The organism is Trichormus variabilis 0441 (assembly GCF_009856605.1).
Lineage (GTDB): Bacteria > Cyanobacteriota > Cyanobacteriia > Cyanobacteriales > Nostocaceae > Trichormus > Trichormus variabilis.
The window spans coordinates 3,050,030-3,067,276 of the sequence record NZ_CP047242.1; the positions used below are offsets into that span (position 1 = coordinate 3,050,030).

Here is a 17,247-nt window from a genome sequence, read left to right on the forward strand (position 1 = left end):
TGGAGATAATTTACTAGCGCCAAAAGATATATTTGTTAATAGCTAAAAGGAGTAGAATCAGCAGGCTTCATATCTCCAAATTTTCTAGAAAACGCTGGATATGCTTGCACAACAGCTTTTAGGAAGCTTTAAATACAACTTACCTAAAGATAGATGCTCAAAAAAAAAATTTGAATAGATAATACCTATTGTCTACAGAAATAGGGAAATACAAAAATTTGTATCTCTGTTTATACATACTTTATATCGCATTAAAAATTGCATTTTTTTATGGTACAAACACCACCATCACAATTTTCCGAAGAGCAATACAAAGTCGAAAATGCTAATGCAGAGGTACAAGCATTAATCGAATCGCCTACGCCAGATACAGAAATAGATTTAGAATTTCTCTACACTAGAGATATTGAATTTCGCCAAGAAACTATTTACTTCCTCGTTGTAGATCGCTTTTATGATGGCGATGCTGAAAATAGCGAAGGTTATAATCCAGAACTTTATGACCCCAATGGGAAAGATTGGGGCAAGTATTGGGGGGGTGACTTACAAGGAGTAATCGACAAATTAGACTACTTGAAAGATATGGGAGTAACCGCACTTTGGCTAACTCCTTTATTTGAACAAGTCGAGGAATTATTTGTTGGTAACGCAGCCATGCACGGCTATTGGACAAAAGATTTTAAACGGCTAAATCCTCGCTACATTGGTAATGGAGAAGATCCTTCCTTAAACAATACTCAAGAAACCAGAAATACGACTTTTGACCGCTTAATTGCAGAATTACACAAGCGGAAAATGAAGCTGATACTAGATATTGTCTGTAACCATAGCAGTCCTGATACTAGTGGTAGCAAAGGTGAGTTATATGATGACGGCGTAAAAATTGCCGACTTTAATGATGATGTGAATCACTGGTATCACCACTATGGTGAAGTGCAGAACTGGGAAGATGATTGGCAAGTCCAAAACTGTGAACTGGCTGGTTTAGCTACTTTTAATGAAAATAATACTGAGTATCGTAACTATATCAAGTCTGCAATTAAGCAATGGCTAGACCGGGGTGTGGATGCGCTGCGGGTAGATACAGTCAAACATATGCCAATTTGGTTTTGGCAAGAATTTACTGGTGATATGTATAATCACAAACCAGATGTATTTATTTTTGGTGAGTGGATTTACAATTATCCCAGTGACGATCGCTCGGTGGAATTTGCCAATAATTCCGGTATGACTTTACTTGATTTTGGTCTGTGCGTAGCAATTCGCGGCGCATTAGCCCAAGGTGCGGAAGGGGGATTCCATCTCATCCAAGAAATATTCGACCAAGATGATCGCTACAACGGGGCTACGGAGTTAATCACCTTTGTTGATAACCATGATATGCCCCGCTTTCAATCCCTCAACCCCGATCCAGCGATGTTGAAAGTAGCGATCGCTCTCATTATGACATCACGGGGTATTCCATGTATCTATTACGGTACAGAACAATATCTGCACGATGATACCAACGGCGGTAATGACCCCTATAACCGCCCCATGATGGAAAATTGGGATACTGATACTGAGGTTTATAGATACCTCCGATTGTTGTCTGGTATCCGACGGTTAAATCCAGCCGTCTCTATGGGTAGCCAGTGGCAAAAATACCTCACACCCGATGTTTATTGTTATGTCCGCCGTTATCGTTCTTCTGTTTGCTTCGTCGCCCTTAATCGTGGTGGAGAGGTGACTTTACCAGAAGTCCAAACAGACTTACCAGATGGTGAACATACTTGTGCGGTGACTCGGAATAAATTTGAGGTAAAAGACGGTAAAATTTACAATCTACAACTGGAAGAACGGGGAGTCATCGTTTTAAGTCATGTAGGCGAACGAGTAAAAGCGCAAACCATTATCCGCGTTCAACTTAATGGTGTACATACTCAACCAGGGGAAACTATCGTAGTTGTCGGCGACTGTCCAGAATTGGGTAACTGGGATATTAGTAAAGCCTATCCCCTGGAATATATCAACTCTAATACTTGGTTTGCCGAAATTCCCTTTGATGAAAGTGCAGGCAAACTCATTAGTTACAAATATGCCATGTGGCGTGAAGGGCGATCGCCTCTGCGAGAAAATACCTTAAATCGTCGCTGGGTAGTGGCGAAGGAAGGCACTGTTAAATGGCGTGATACTTGGGCTTCTGGGAGAGAGTCTTAACTTGAAAGAAGGGTGAAGTAGATAAAAAAATGGGGAAGATTTGTTTATCTTCCCCACCTTGATTATTCTGCTTCTTGTCTGGCTTGTTAGCTTCTTTGAGCTTTTGCCGTAACATTTGTCTTTGTTTCTTGAGTTGTCGCTTTCTTGCAGAGCCGCCTCTGCCTTTGTCGTTTCTCCCTTCTTTGCGGGGAGATTCCCATCTTTTTAATCGCATCTTCTTTTTTATCTAGTTAACAGTGGGCAGGAGGAGAATCGAACTCCTATGACCGCAAGGTCGCCACATTTTGAGTGTGGTGCGTCTACCAGTTTCGCCACCCGCCCTTGGAAGCAACTTCACTATTATAGTATAGCAATTAAGTTTAATGCAAGGAATAAATTAAAATTTCTCCTCTACTTATACCGTTTCTTGATGTAGCTTGCCTGGCGTAGCCATAGATGCACTTTATTCTGTACTGTAGAGACGTTGCATACAACGTCTCTACATCATTTATTTGGCGCAGCTTCATATTAATTTGGTATTACTTAAAATGCAGAAAACTAGAATCAATATCTTGTAACTGAGAACAGCCCATCAGCGCCATTGCCACATTTAACTCCTTTTGCAGTAGCGAGATAACATGAGATACGCCTGCTTGTCCTCCTACTGCCAGTCCCCATAAAATTGGTCTACCTATGAGTACAGCTTGAGCGCCTATTGCTAAGGCTTTGATAATATCTGTACCCCGGCGGATTCCGCCATCTAGTAAGACTTCAGCTTTACCATTGACGGCTGCGACTATCTCTGGGAGGGCATCTAGTGAGGCGATCGCACCATCCAATTGTCTACCTCCATGATTGGAGACTACAATTGCTTTAGCTCCATATTCCACCGCCCGCGCCGCATCATCGCCCCGTAAAATCCCTTTCAGTACCAACGGTAGGGGAGATAAAGACTGCAACCATTCCAAATCTTCCCATGTTAAAGCCGAGTTGAGTTGTTGAGCAAAATAGGTCAATAACCCCGATTCTCCTGGCACATAAGGAATATCTAACCCGGAAATTGTTGCCAGATTAGCCAAATCCAGACCTGGAGGTAACGCAAATTCATTACGTCTATCTCGTTCCCGTTGTCCGAGTACAGGAGCGTCCACAGTCAAACATAATGCTTTGTAACCTGCTGTATAAGCCCTTTCTACCAAAGCGCGAGTTAAACCTTGGTCTTTATGAATGTAAAGCTGAAACCATTGCAGGGAGTCGGAAAACTTACTACCAACCTCTGCTACTTCTTCTAAACTTTTGGTAGATAAGGTACTCAAAACCATACCTACCCCAGCCGATGCAGCCGCCATTGCTGTGGCTAGTTCGCCTTCTGCATGAGCCAAACATTGAAACGCCATTGGTGCAATTAATAGAGGTAATTGCAGAGGTTGTCCCAAAACAGAGGTTGTGAGGTTAATTTGGCTAACATCCACTAGCATTCGCGGACGCAACTTAATGCGTTCAAAGGCTGTACGATTCTCTTGTAATGTGATTTCATCCCCAGCCCCACTAATGTAGTAGTCAAAAGCCATCTGAGATAGATGAGTTTTGGCTAACTGTTCATATTCAAAAAGGTTGATGGGACTGGATATAGCTGTCATGGGGCTGATTTTTAGTAAACACTGTTTAATAGTCAGGACTTAGGCAACTCGCACAATATTAGGGTGTGTCAGATGAGGAAGATCCTCTAATGTGTACGAAATTATTAGGGCTGACGCACCCTAAAGTTAGTTTAATTATGACACTTGCGTAAGTCCTAATAGTTTCAAATAAAGTGAGGACTTACACAACTGGCAGATTCGTATGGTGTGTCAGATTTGAGTTTTTTGTGATTCTCAACAGCCAAGAACTAGCGCTACTTTTATCACTTGGATAGCGATCGCCAATCTTGCTTCCTGCTCCTCTGCTTCCCTTAGCCTAGCAATTTTGGGTTGGTGAACTACTAGCACTAGCCCACCAAGGATCAAGAAGAGCAATTGGCAGTAACAATAATTACAACCTATATTAGAGAAAGCAAAAAACACCAGCTAATTTACCCTACTCATCTTGCCTAATAGAACTGAAATTTAACTAGATATCTATTAATTTTCCAAAGTTTTGTCGCTCAAGTTAAAAAAAGTATGACGCATTTTTTTATTTCAATTAGCAACAGGAAATCTACTTACATTCTAGTTATTTTTGCAACTATGAGCTTGGGTGCGATCGCGTCCGGCAGGGTAATTATCTCACCGATACTGGGGAGTAATGAAGCAGTAACACCTCAGCCAGTAGTTGCAACTCCAGTAGTACAAGGAGTAACTGCTTTGGGACGTATAGAACCGGAAGGAGAAGTCAGGCAAGTGTTTCCGGCTTCTACAACAGAATCGGCTCGTATCCAAAGACTACTGGTGAAGCACGGGGACAAGGTAAAGGCGGGGCAAGTGCTGGCAGTGTTAGATAATTATGCCCGTCGTTTAGCAACTGTGAAAATGGCAGAGGAAGAAGTGCAGGTGGCTCAAGCCCGCTTAATGCAAGTCAACGCAGGAGCAAAACAGGGAGATTTACAAGCTCAACAAGCAGAGATCGCTCGATTAGAAGCAGAACTGCACAATGCCAAAATCGAGGAATCACGATATCGCATTTTGTATAAAGAAGGAGCGGTTTCAGCTTCGCAGTACGATAGCAAACGCCTACAGATGGAAGCTGCACAACGATATATGACTCAAGCCTATGCTGCGTTGAAGAGTTTGGCAGAAGTACGCACAGTGGATGTGCAGTTGTCCCAGGCAGAGGTGAAACAGGCAAAAGCTAAGGTGGTGCAGGCTCTGGCAGAACTGGACTTGAGTATAGTGCGATCGCCACAAAATGGACAAATATTGAAAGTGCAAGCTTTTCCCGGTGAATTGGTGGGAACTCAAGGCATCGTGAGTTTAGGTAATACAACGCAAATGGTAGTGATAGCAGAAGTTTACGAAACGGATATCCGCAAAATACATCTAGGGCAAACAGCAACAATTACCAGTCCTAGCCTCACCAAACCGCTCTCTGGAAAAGTCTCTCAAGTAGGATTAGAAATTGGTACTCGGAATGTATTAGATACAGATTCCCCAACAAATGTAGATACTCGTGTAGTAGAAGTAAAAATTCTTTTGCATCAAGAAAGTAGTCATCGTGTAGCAGGAATGACGAATCTCAAAGTTGATGTATCCATAGACATGGAACATTAAAATCCTCTGCCATAGATTTATTAGAAATAAAAAATTAAACCTGTGAAGCACAGCCAGCATTAAACTCAAAGTATTTTTTAGCTTGTTAAAGAAGTATCAATATTTTTTAGTTTATGATTCAACGTTATTTCCTTGAATTGCAAAAAATTCCCATTGCTTGGCTACAACTAAGCTATCAACGCAATCAAACTATTGCGGGAATTATTGGCATCCTTTGCATTACATTTTTACTATTTATTCAGATAGGACTGAGAAACGCATTTTTAGAGGGGTCATTACAATTACCTTTAAACTTCAATGCAGATATTGTTTTAATTAGCTCTCTCTCTTCCACTGCACTGCAACCAGTAACTTTTTCTTCAAGACCTTTATATGAAGCACTAGCATTAAAGCAAGTTAACTCTGTTGCACCAGTTTACATCACATCAACCCAATGGTACGACAGAAACAACTCCCTTTATCGCATTAGAGTTAACGTTCTAGGTATTCCTTTAAATATATCAACACTTAATTTGCCGGGAGTAAAAGAAAATCTGCAAAAACTCAAGAAGCAAAAATTTGCGTTATTTGACCATAATGCCAGAAATGAATTTTATCCTATCATTGCCGAATTTCAAGCAAAAGGAGAATCTGCCGCAGAAATCCAAGTAGGAAATACTAGCTCGTTGAGAGGACTTAGAGTTGTAGGATTGTTTGAATTAGGAGTTAATAATGCTTACGATGCTAGTTTTATTATCAGTGCAACAACTTTTAGTGAATTATTCGGACGTGACAATTCACAAATAGATATTGGTTTAATTAAATTAAAGCCAGAGTATAACTCAGATGTAGATATAGAGAAAACTGTTGATGACTTAAGGAATTATCTACCTAGAACCATTAAAGTATTCTCTAAATCTGAATTAATCAAACGAGAAAGAACCTTCCATGAAAATAATTCTCCAATGGGTTTTATCTTTCGTTTTATTTTGATTATTGCTGTCGTTGTCAGTATTTTTATTTTATATCAAATTCTTTATGTAAAAGTTACACAAAACCTGGGGAATTATGCGACGTTGAAGGCTTTAGGGTTTAGTCAAAAATCTTTGATTTCCGTAGTTATCCATGAGGGTATTATTTTAGTAATTGCTGGATATATTCCAGGTATAATATTATCTTATTTAGCTTATTCATATCTAATTAATGTGACAAAGATTTTTATAGAAATGAATTTAAGAACAGCTTTGACTGTCTTATTGTTAGTGTATATGATTTGCTTAATATCATCAATTCTTTCTTTGATTAAGATTAAAGACGCAGACCCAGTGGATGTTTTTAAATAAGTTTAATCCAATATTTTTACGGAATTTATGAATCAGGTTATTAAAATTAAAGAACTTAACCATTATTATCAAGAAGGCAGAAGAAAAAAACAAATTCTATTTGGCATTAATCTTGAAATTCAATCCCAAGAAGTTGTGATTTTAACTGGAGCGTCTGGTTCAGGGAAAACGACACTTCTATCTTTGATGGGCTGTCTACGTTCTGTGCAAGAGGGTAGTCTTAAATTGTTTGCTCATGAATTAAAGGGAGCTAACGAATTCGAGCGGACGCAAATACGCAGACGAATTGGTTATGTTTTTCAACATTTCAACTTATTAGATTTTATGACTGTTCGTCAGAATGTCATTCTGTCTCTAGAACTACAGGATAATTTTACACCTCAAGATGCTATTAGCAAAAGTACAGAAATTCTCAAATTAGTTGGTATGGAAAAGCACATAAACGCTTATCCAAGGGATCTCTCCGGTGGGCAAAAACAACGGGTAGCGATCGCCCGCGCCCTTGTCCATCGTCCGCAATTAATTTTTGCAGATGAGCCAACATCTTCTTTAGATGGACAAACAGGAAAAGAAGTCGTTGAACTGATGACAGGACTGGCGAGGGAACAAGGGAGTGCTGTTGTGATTGTCACCCATGATAACCGTATTTTTGGCGTGACCAATCGGATTCTGCGTATGGAAGATGGCAAACTAGATTTAGACTATCAGGGCCGGCTATCTGTTGCTTTACCGACCTTAACTGATAAGCAATTAATCCAGTTACTTCCTCAATTAAAAATGCTGACTTTCCAACCTGGTGAAATTGTCATCCACCAAGGTGACTTAGCCGATAAATTCTATATCTTGATGGAAGGAGAGGTAGAGGTAATTCAAGAAGATGGGGACTCAGAACCAAAATTATTAAAAAGATTAGGGCCTAATAGCTATTTTGGTGAAATAGGGTTACTTCACGAAACTACGCGGACAGCAACAGTAAGGGCGGCAAGTGACACTCCTATAAAAGTTATAGTTTTTGAACAATCAGATTTTGAGAAGATGGTCAACAGTTCCGAAATGACCTATGCAGTTTTGAATTACCAAGCAATGAAAGCTGGACGAACGCAAATCCAAACTCCTAATAGTGCATCTATACAACTTCGCCAGAAAGAATTAAAAATCCTTGAGGAATACTGTAGGGAAGCCTCAAGGACTGAAATTGATGTGTTGAATGAGTTAATTAACGAGCTATCACAGCAAACTAGGCATAGTAAGTAAAAATCATACATACCTAATACCTTGCACTATGTCACCAATTCCGCCAGCCACCTTTTGGTGCTACTTCACTGGTATATTTCTGACCATGATTTAGTAATAAAGATTGGTATTCTTGACTACTTGCCCATCTGTCAATTTCTCTGGCACGGAGGACTGGAACGGGGTGGGTTAATTGAGCAGTACGAGCAGCTTTAACCATTTCCCCCATTTCGCTTTTACTAATATCGTCGTAAGCGCGAGCTTGCTCAATAAAAGCATCCAAATTCAGTTGCGGTGCTAGGGTGGGGGAACCTCCAGCCAACTTCATTAAAACTGACATCACGACCTTGGGGTCTTGGGTAGCTAGTAATGCGGCGCGATCGCAGGTAAACTCAGCACAACGTACCCACTCTAAAAGTTGTGCCTGGATAGCTTGAGCCATAAAAGCCCCTATATTGGGGACTGCTGATGCTGCTAATACTAATAAATTTACAGGTGTCAGATAAACACTGTGGTCACACTTGAGATGTCCCAACTCATGGGCAATCACCGCCTGGATTTCCTCTGGAGTCAGGATATCAATTAAGGAAGTATGCAACACTACAAAAGGTTGCTTACCCCGCATAGCAAAGGTGTAGGCATTAGGAGCCGGGTGTTGTCTGACATACAACTGGGGAGGCTCAATATCCAAAATTTTGCAAGCTTCTAACAACAGCTTGTGTAAATTAGGCAGTTGTTTTTCCCCTACCAAAACACTCGAAGCAATATTTTCTACATAAAAAACTTGCTCCGCCATTGGCCCTAGTAAATTTCGTACCAACATATCCAAGCCCGGTATTTGCTTGAGAGATGTAGTAGCTTCCAGGTCTAGTGGATGACGAAACGAGTCAGCTTTTAAACCGATGAGCGGAGATTTGAACAAGGACATGATATAGCCAGTTGGTAAAACAAAACATCAACAGCCTCCCACAGTTAGTATAGCGACTGGAGGTTGGGGACTGGGGATTGGGGAGCAGGGGAGCAGGGGAGCAGGGGAGAAAAACTACCCCTATACTCCTACACCCTTACACCCCTACACCCCTACACCCTTACACCCTTACACCCCTACACCCTTACCTAAGTAGAAATCGGCGCTGGCGACGCATTGTTATTAGCGGCTACTTCAGCATTTGCTGGCTCCTCGCGTACTCGAAGGATTTTAGCTCCCAATTGTTGCAACTTTACATCAATTTGATCGTAGCCCCGATCAAGATGATGTAAGCCCTGAATGGTAGTTTTACCTTCGGCGGCTAATCCGGCTATGACTAACGCGGCTGATGCTCGTAAGTCTGTGCCGATGACTGGCGCACCTGATAAAATTGGCACTCCGCGCACAAAAGCAGTATTGCCTTTCACCCGAATATCTGCCCCTAAGCGATTTAACTCTGAGGCATGGCGCAAGCGATTTTCAAATACTGATTCGTTAATAATGCTGTCGCCTTCTGCCAAAGTTAACAAGGCCATAAATGGTGCCTGCATATCCGTGGGGAACCCAGGATGGGGCAAGGTATCAATATCCGTAGCCTTGAGAATTTCGGCAGGAAGAATGCGTAAGCAATCTGGACTTTCCTCAATGATGGTTACGCCAATATCCCGCAACTTGGCAATTAACGGGATTAAATGATCTGGTACTACTGAGGAAAGAGTAATTTCGGAACGGGTGATAGCTCCGGCAACGAGGAAAGTTCCAGCCTCAATGCGATCGGGAATAATACTGTAGTCAACAGAGTGTAATTTAGGAACACCAACAATAGTAATTGTACTAGTGCCAGCGCCCTGAATATTAGCTCCCATTGCCTTGCAGAAATTAGCCAAATCGACTACTTCTGGCTCCCGTGCAGCGTTTTCCAAGATGGTTTCGCCATCGGCGAGGGTGGCTGCCATCATCAAGGTTTCTGTCGCTCCCACACTGGGAGTATCTAGGTAAATTTTGGCTCCTTTCAACCTACCACCACTACCAGGAACATAGGCGTTACAAATGCCATGTTCAATTTGCACCTCTGCGCCCATTGCTTGCAGTCCTCGGACGTGCAGATCAACGGGTCTGGCTCCTATGGCACAACCGCCAGGTAATGGCATCTGTGCAACGCCTAACCTTGCCAAAATGGCTCCTATGGCAAAGAAACTCGCTCGTAACTGGGTAACTAGCTCGTAGGGAGCTTTTGATGTCTTAATTTCGCTGGCATTGATGTCTATGATGTCTGCTTGTCGTGTCAAGCGTACACCTAACGCCGATATTACTTCACCCATTCGTTCTACGTCCGCCAATAAAGGAACGTTACGAATCCGGCAATCTCCTGAACAAAGCAAGGCTCCAGCCATGATTACCAATGCTGAATTTTTTGCCCCGCTAATTTTGACATGACCCCGTAAGGGATGCCCACCCCAAATTTGCAAGACTGAGGAGTCTGCTTCTGGCACCAGTTTGGCATCTGGTAAGCTGCTAGAAGGATTAATAAGCCTACCTCCAAAATAAACACGTAATTTTCTAGGTTAGAAGTTGGTTTTGATTCTACAGTAAAGATTTGATTTGTCTACATTTTTGTAGTTATCTCTTGTACTGATAAATCATTTTTCGGGTCTGCGCTGATGGCTGGAAGTTAATGATAGCAAGGCTTATAGGTTTTAACTAAATTTATCGACGACTTAATACAGAGCATTGTTTTTATGTAAAAATAAATACTCAATAAAATCTTGTCATATGCCCTCACTACTGCAAATTAAGCCATCAGCGATTATCCACCTATGAATAATTCCCATTTCGTTAACTCTAATTTCTATAAGACCCTAATTAAAGTCTGACAAGTTGATATTTTTTATCAAGCAATGAGTGTTGGCTAGAAAAACGCCACAAGAATCATTTTTTCTAGTAGCATAGCTATAAAAGAGTTTACCAACCCCTGTTTGCCAATGATCGCCAGCAATCGCTCAGTCACAAGAAGCATGGGAGCAAGGGGGAAGACTGAGCGGCAACTTACTAGCAACCCTACGCACTTTAACTCTCAAGAATTTGACTTGACAAAAATCAATAATTAGGTAACAATCAAAAACGGTCGATAAATAAACCGCAAGCGGAACTGGCGGAATTGGCAGACGCGCTAGATTCAGGTTCTAGTGCCGCAAGGCTTCCGGGTTCAAGTCCCGGGTTCCGCATAAATTCAGTGCTTAGTTATGAGTACTGAGTGCTGAGTTGTTAAATAATCGGAACTCAGCACTAGTAATGTTAACAAGTTTACAAAACTCTTTAGTTAAACAAATCCGCAAGCTGCACTCCACCAAGGAGCGGCATAAACAAGGTCTGTTCCTGTTGGAAGGGACGCATTTGTTAGAAGAAGCTTGTGCAATGGATTATCCCCTAGAGGTGGTGTGTTGTACTCCAGAATGGGAGGCAAGCCACACAGCTTTGTGGGAAGAGGCTTGTAATCGATGCGATCGCTGTGAGATAGTCAGTGAAGAAGTATTGCAAGCGATCGCTACTACTGTACAACCAGATGGGGTAGTGGCAACAGCAAAGCGCAGCGAACTCCAAAGCCAAATACCATTTACAGGTGTAGTCCTAGCCTTAGAAACCATCCAAGACCCTGGTAATTTAGGGACAATCATTCGCACTGCGGCGGCTGCTGGTGCTTCCGGGTTATGGTTGAGTCAAGATAGTGTAGATTTAGATAACCCGAAAGTTCTCAGGGCTTCGGCTGGACAGTGGTTTCGTTTAGCCACCGCAGTTAGTGAAGATTTAAAAGCAACAGTGCAGCTTTGCCAGCAAGCAGGAATGCAGGTAGTAGCCACCTTACCCACAGCTAAGTTAACTTATTGGGAAATAGACTGGCATAAACCCAGTTTAATTTTATTGGGGAATGAAGGCGCTGGCTTGTCGCCTGATTTAGCGGCGATGGCAGACCAGGAAGTGAAAATTCCCCTGAGTCCTGGTGTAGAATCTTTGAATGTGGCAATTACATCCGCCTTAATGTTGTACGAAGTACAGCGACAGTTAAACTTTCAATAGGTAATACATTGATGTTGCTGCGTTGGGTGGCGACTATTTGGACTTTGTGATTTCTTCTAAATAATTTTCAATATCAGCAACCGCATCTTCCAAGGCTGCCAAATCAATATGAGTTTCATCCTCACAAGCCGTCACTTGACCAATATTATCAGTAGATGTAACGGTAGTTTCTTCATCTTCAACTAAGCTTTCCTGTAAGATATCCTCCAACTCTTCCAGGGATGCTTGAAACTCTTGTTCAAGGTGACGGCGCTTTTCGGGCTGGCTTTGCTCCATAGTTTTGTAAAAAAATTTGATTGACTGTGTAACCTAAACCTGGGGTGACTGAAAAATTGCAGTTCTTCACCAGTATCTACAAAATATAAATTTGCCCATCTAAAAAATATTTACATCCATTTGCTGTATAAAGTTTACACACTCATCGGCAAAACGGGTAGCGAAATTTTATGGATAAAAACCCACCCACAAGGGGATAGAGTTTTGTCAGTGGTCAGTAGTCAGTGGCAAAGATATGTAAAAACCACGCCATGTGCGGGTTGGGTTATTAGACCAGATCATTTCCACAACTGACATACGCTGTGCAATAAAAAAAGCCTGCCAAAGCAAGCTTAGTTTGTATAGATTGAGACTTTAGTTTGAAGTCTGGTTTTTAATAATGAGTACCGGTTTTGCGATGATTAATCGCAGTTACATCATCGGGCTTGAGTAACTTACCGTTGTCAACAGTTGCATATACTACCCAGTGGTCGCCACATTCTAGGCGTTGGTCAACCGAGCATTCCACATAAGCTAAAGCGTCAGCGAGGACTGTACAACCGTTGTCAGCTTCTGTAGTGGTGAAGTTGGCAAAACGGTCTTCCCCTGGCGCGAAGTTTTTGCGGAAATGCTTCATGTATTCCAGATGACTGCCTTCAGGTAAGATATTCAAGGCAAATTTACCACCGGGATACATGAGGGATTCAATCGCCCGTTCTTTGGCAATGGCGACAGTTAAACCTGGTGGGTTAAAGGTGGCTTGAGATACCCAAGAACCAAGCATTCCTGTAGACACATCGCCTTGTTTGGCGGTAATGACACAAACTGAGCCGACAATGCGACCAACAGCTTGTTCTACAGGGGTAGCGGCTTGTTGGGGTACGCGGACTTTTTTGGCTTTCTTCAAGGTTTGGGCGAAGTCTGTACCAACTTCTTCACAGAACTTGAGGGTAACATCGTCTGGTTTAAACTTCACCTTCAAGGTTTCTAAACCAAAGCGATATCCCGCATCCCGCAGTTTACCTTCAATCATGTCTAAGGCTTCACCACTCCAACCGTAGGAACCAAACACCCCGGCTAGTTTGTTGTTATCACCAACTTTGAGGACAATACCCAAAGCAGTATTAATGGGGGTTGGTGCATGACCACCGATGGTAGGAGAACCGATGAGGAAAGCATCGACTTGTTCTAAATTGCTTTGAATTTCTTCCGGTGTGGCAAATTCGCAGTTGATAGATTTAACCGCAACACCGCCTTTAGTTAATCCGAGAGCGATCGCCCGCGCTATAGTTGCAGTATTACCGTAAGCTGAAGCATAGAGTAAGGCGACGGAAATTTCTCGCTCTTTTTGGGCTTTACTCCAATCTGCATAGGCTTGGGTGAGGGCGATTAAACTGGTACGTACCAGAGGCCCATGACCCACAGCATACATCCGCACTTGTAAATCAGAGATTTTCTCTAATGCTGCTTCCACATGGATAGCATGGGGAGCCATCAAACAGTTGTAGTAATAACGTTGGTCTTCCTTGAAGGATTCCCAGTTATCATCAAATACATCATCGCCACAGATATGAGCGCCGAAAATCTTATCTGTGTAGAGAATCTGGGTTTGCACATCGTAAGTACAAAGTCCAGCCGGCCACCGGGGGCTAGGAATTGGCAAGAACTTCAACACATGACCCTTACCTAAATCCAGGGTTTCCTTACCCCGCATTGCCAAAATATTTAAGTTGTCATCAGGGAAAGCCGCCCGTAAATCACCAGCCGCCGGTAGGGAACAGACAAAGGTAATCTGGGGAGCCAATTCTAACAGCGCCTTGAAAGTAGGTATGCGGTTGGGGCTAAAGTGACCCAAAATAACATAATCCAATTTTTTCAAATTGATCGTCTGTTGCAATGCTTCGAGATAAATTCCCATAAAGCTTTCAACAGGCGGGTCAATAATTGCTGTTTTATCACCTTCAATTACATAAGAGTTAGAGGTAGTACCTCTTTCTAAAGCATATTCAATTTCAAACCGCAAACGTGACCAACTACGCGCTCTGAGAACTTTCGTGTTTGTAGCAATCGGCAAAACCTGTACGTCACGGGGCTTGGAATCGCTCATAGATTTTGTTTTAGGTTTGTCAAAAAATTGCAAAAACCGGGTAGATTTTGCCCAGTCTTTAATTGATTGGATTAAGTTCATAGATATTGGGAGTTGGGTATTGGGGACTAGGGACTGGGGACTGGGGATTAGGTATAGAAACGTTCTTCTACACCCCTATACCCCTATACCCCTATACCCCTTTCTTAGTAATAGTTGCCTACTTTGCGGTGACGAACTGCTGTTAGTCCATCGGGCTTGGAAACGCGACCATCTTCCACGGTGCAGTATAAAATGTAGTGATCGCTGCATTCTAGGCTGCTTTGGACTTCGCATTCCATGTATGCTAGAGCGTCTGTGAGGATGGGGGAGCCGTTTTTGGCAATTTGGGTTCTTACTCCGGCAAAGCGGTCTGCACCGGGATGGAGGCGCTTGAGGAATTGTTTTTTCAGTTCTTGGTAATTGCCTTCTTCTAAGACATTGAGAACGAAGCGATCGCCTACTTGCATTAAGGTATCAATAGCTCTATCTTTAGCTACGGCAATCGTAAAGCCCAATGGTTGCAAGCTGGCTTGGGATACCCAGGAAGCTAACATGGCGCTGCTAACATCACCTTTTTTGGTTGTGACGATATACAGACCGTTGCTAATCCGTCCCAATGCCTTTTCCATGTTGACATCGAGGGACTTGATTTGCTTGATGTTACGTTCCCGTGTCAGCAGTTGTCCCAAGTCTGTACCCGCTTCTGTACATAATTGGTATGCGGATGCGCCAGGAACATCTTTAATCCGAATCGCCGGGAAGGCTTCTTTCACACCCAAATCAATAAATTTGCGGCGGATGGTATCAACGGGTTCGTCATCGCCACCGAAGCATTCAAACAAGCCGACTGCTTGCTTATCTTTAACTACAGATAGCAGGGAACTAATACCAGCTTGAGCTGCTACCGATGTTGTGGGAGGCATACCAATAATTAAACCAGCTGCCCTACCTGCCAATTCTTGAATTTCTTGAATTTCTGCTGTGCTGAGGTCGATCATTTCTACAGCAACACCAGTTTTTTGAATACCCTCGCCGATGGCTTGAACTAGTAAGTTGCTATAGCCATAGTCGGCGACATAGAATAAACCAACGGTGGTTTCCGCTTTGGCTTGTCTTTGGCTCCAGCTTTGGTAACACTCAGTCAACACATCTAAATGATGGTACAACAGAGGCCCGTGACCGTTAGCGATTATCTTAATTTTGCCCAGTTCACCCATGCGCTTCATCGCGTTCAATAGCGATCGCGCATTTGGCCCCATGAGACAGTCGTAGTAAAATCTGAAATCAGCTTCAATCGCTTCTAAGTCTTCATCAAAAGTGCGGTTGTCGCAAAAGTGCATCCCAAAAGCATCACAAGTATAGATAACTTCGGTTTTGCGATCATAGCTAAAAATGGTATCAGGCCAGTGCAGATTAGGCGCACTAACAAACTCAATTTCGTGACCTTTACCAATATCGATGCGATCGCCACTTTTGACAATCCGCTTAGAAAAAGGATCGTGTACTAAACCTTCCAAAAATTGCAAAGCAATCTTAGAAGCCAAGACAGTTGCTCTTGGTGCTAATTGCAGCACATCTTCCACCAAACCGCTGTGGTCTGGTTCTGTATGACTGACAATAATGTAATCAATAGCCTTGGGGTTAATTAGACCTTTTAGTGTTTCTAAATACAGCTGGCGGAACTTCTGGTGAGAAGTATCAACTAAAACTGTCTGTTCGCCTCTAATTAGATATGAATTATAAGTCGTACCGTTTTGTAGTCCGAATTCGATATCGAAGCGATCGCGATCCCAGTCTAGACAGCGAATCGCCGTAGTGTTAGGGGCAATTTCTACAGTTTCTACAGTCAGACGATGCTGAACATTTTCTGTGTGGGCGTTGCCGGTCGTAGACATCGATACCATGATTCGTCTCCGAGCGCAAATAAACAGTAATTATTTCTCTGCCCCCATTGTGCGCCTAACTAAATTTTAAAGTTGTAATAAAAACGATATTTTCTCAAATTCAACTTGTAGCAAATAATGCCATTTATCAGCGTATTTTATAACTCAATAAATATCCTGTAAATCAAATTACCCAAAGGGTATCACGTTTTAGAGGCTATTTATAAAGTAAATCTAAAAGCGAGAGAAAAGGAGTTACGGTAACGATAAAATACTTCATAAACAGTGTATTTACATAGTTGCTCATGGCTCGAAAGTCTTACCCCACAGACTTAACTGATATAGAGTGGGAAATTCTGTCTGAGTTGATTCCACCAGCAAAAACTGGAGGACATCCACGCACAACAGATATGCGTGAAATATGCAATGCCATCTATTATCATTTGAAAACAGGATGTCAATGGAATATGCTTCCAGGGGACTTCCCACCAAGCTCAACGGTATACAGCTACTACAGGAAATGGCAGCGCAAGGGAGTTTTGGAAAAATTAAATCATACATTGCGTGGTCAAGTTCGCTCAAAGTTAGGCAAATCAACACAACCAACTGCGATCGCCGCAGACAGTCAGTCGATCCAAGACCGACCAAAAAAGGGGATGTGTACGGTTTTGACGGATGTAAAAAGGTAAAGGGCAGAAAGCGGCAGACTTTGGTTGATAGTCTAGGACTTTTGTTAAAAGTCGTTGTCAGTGAAGCAAACGCCCCAGAACGAGTACTTGCTGCTTACGCACTCATGGAATTGCTAGAAGAACGCCCGGAATTACTGGAAAAAGTTAAAGTTATGTGGGTTGATTCTGGTTACGACGGTGATAAATTTGCACTCTGTGTTTGGTTGATGATCCAAGCTCATGTTGAATATGCTGTTATGACTAGAATTATGCTACGTCGTCTTGTCTCCTAA

The 17,247-nt window shown here is 42.3% G+C and carries 12 protein-coding genes, 2 tRNA genes and 1 pseudogene; 7 read left to right on the forward strand and 8 right to left on the reverse strand.

Annotation, left to right across the window (positions count from 1 at the left end):
• Positions 1 to 270: 270 nt before the first annotated feature.
• On the forward strand, positions 271 to 2,199 hold the full coding sequence (locus GSQ19_RS12385; protein WP_011318253.1) for an alpha-amylase family glycosyl hydrolase: 1,929 nt from the start codon (positions 271 to 273) through the stop codon (positions 2,197 to 2,199).
• On the opposite strand, the gene GSQ19_RS12390 is transcribed toward GSQ19_RS12385, so the two are convergent.
• From GSQ19_RS12390 to GSQ19_RS12400, 3 genes are all read right to left on the reverse strand, one after another.
• On the reverse strand, positions 2,159 to 2,413 hold the full coding sequence (locus GSQ19_RS12390; RefSeq protein WP_041456070.1) for a hypothetical protein: 255 nt from the start codon (positions 2,411 to 2,413) through the stop codon (positions 2,159 to 2,161). The genes GSQ19_RS12385 and GSQ19_RS12390 overlap by 41 nt on opposite strands.
• Positions 2,414 to 2,436: 23 nt before the next feature.
• Positions 2,437 to 2,520, reverse strand: a tRNA-Leu gene (locus GSQ19_RS12395).
• A 197-nt stretch (positions 2,521 to 2,717) separates the two neighbouring features.
• A complete protein-coding gene (locus GSQ19_RS12400) occupies positions 2,718 to 3,818 on the reverse strand; it encodes an alpha-hydroxy acid oxidase (protein ID WP_011318254.1) in 1,101 nt (366 codons plus the stop codon).
• 519 nt (positions 3,819 to 4,337) lie between these two features.
• On the opposite strand from GSQ19_RS12400, the gene GSQ19_RS12405 reads away from it, so the two are divergent.
• The 3 genes from GSQ19_RS12405 to GSQ19_RS30440 all read left to right on the forward strand — a co-directional run bounded on the left by GSQ19_RS12405 (position 4,338) and on the right by GSQ19_RS30440 (position 7,999).
• Positions 4,338 to 5,423: an ABC exporter membrane fusion protein gene (locus GSQ19_RS12405; protein WP_011318255.1), complete on the forward strand. Its 1,086-nt coding sequence runs from the start codon at positions 4,338 to 4,340 to the stop codon at positions 5,421 to 5,423.
• 113 nt (positions 5,424 to 5,536) lie between these two features.
• Entirely contained in the window at positions 5,537 to 6,745 is a 1,209-nt protein-coding gene (gene devC / locus GSQ19_RS12410; RefSeq protein WP_011318256.1) for an ABC transporter permease DevC, read from the forward strand.
• Positions 6,746 to 6,772: 27 nt separating this feature from the next.
• Positions 6,773 to 7,999: an ATP-binding cassette domain-containing protein gene (locus GSQ19_RS30440; RefSeq protein WP_011318257.1), complete on the forward strand. Its 1,227-nt coding sequence runs from the start codon at positions 6,773 to 6,775 to the stop codon at positions 7,997 to 7,999.
• A 31-nt stretch (positions 8,000 to 8,030) separates the two neighbouring features.
• Here the strand turns inward: GSQ19_RS30440 and GSQ19_RS12420 are convergent, their stop codons facing one another.
• Both GSQ19_RS12420 and murA read right to left on the reverse strand, forming a co-directional pair.
• Positions 8,031 to 8,906: a M48 family metallopeptidase gene (locus GSQ19_RS12420; RefSeq protein ID WP_011318258.1), complete on the reverse strand. Its 876-nt coding sequence runs from the start codon at positions 8,904 to 8,906 to the stop codon at positions 8,031 to 8,033.
• A gap of 188 nt (positions 8,907 to 9,094) precedes the next feature.
• A complete protein-coding gene (gene murA, locus GSQ19_RS12425; protein ID WP_011318259.1) occupies positions 9,095 to 10,438 on the reverse strand; it encodes a UDP-N-acetylglucosamine 1-carboxyvinyltransferase in 1,344 nt (447 codons plus the stop codon).
• A gap of 650 nt (positions 10,439 to 11,088) precedes the next feature.
• On the opposite strand from murA, the gene GSQ19_RS12430 reads away from it, so the two are divergent.
• Together GSQ19_RS12430 and GSQ19_RS12435 are read left to right on the forward strand one after the other, a co-directional pair.
• Positions 11,089 to 11,170, forward strand: a tRNA-Leu gene (locus GSQ19_RS12430).
• A gap of 67 nt (positions 11,171 to 11,237) precedes the next feature.
• Positions 11,238 to 12,020: a TrmH family RNA methyltransferase gene (locus GSQ19_RS12435; protein ID WP_011318260.1), complete on the forward strand. Its 783-nt coding sequence runs from the start codon at positions 11,238 to 11,240 to the stop codon at positions 12,018 to 12,020.
• 33 nt (positions 12,021 to 12,053) lie between these two features.
• Here the strand turns inward: GSQ19_RS12435 and GSQ19_RS12440 are convergent, their stop codons facing one another.
• The 3 genes from GSQ19_RS12440 to GSQ19_RS12450 all read right to left on the reverse strand — a co-directional run bounded on the left by GSQ19_RS12440 (position 12,054) and on the right by GSQ19_RS12450 (position 16,307).
• Positions 12,054 to 12,296 (reverse strand): hypothetical protein, encoded by a 243-nt coding sequence (locus tag GSQ19_RS12440; protein WP_011318261.1) that lies wholly within the window; start codon positions 12,294 to 12,296, stop codon positions 12,054 to 12,056.
• Positions 12,297 to 12,669: 373 nt separating this feature from the next.
• The gene (locus GSQ19_RS12445) at positions 12,670 to 14,382 is read right to left on the reverse strand and encodes a diflavin flavoprotein (protein ID WP_041456671.1); all 1,713 of its coding nucleotides are present in this window, start codon (positions 14,380 to 14,382) and stop codon (positions 12,670 to 12,672) included.
• 185 nt (positions 14,383 to 14,567) lie between these two features.
• Entirely contained in the window at positions 14,568 to 16,307 is a 1,740-nt protein-coding gene (locus GSQ19_RS12450; protein ID WP_011318263.1) for a diflavin flavoprotein, read from the reverse strand.
• 284 nt (positions 16,308 to 16,591) lie between these two features.
• Between GSQ19_RS12450 and GSQ19_RS12455 the strand changes: the two are divergent.
• A pseudogene (locus tag GSQ19_RS12455) lies at positions 16,592 to 17,247 on the forward strand (IS5 family transposase).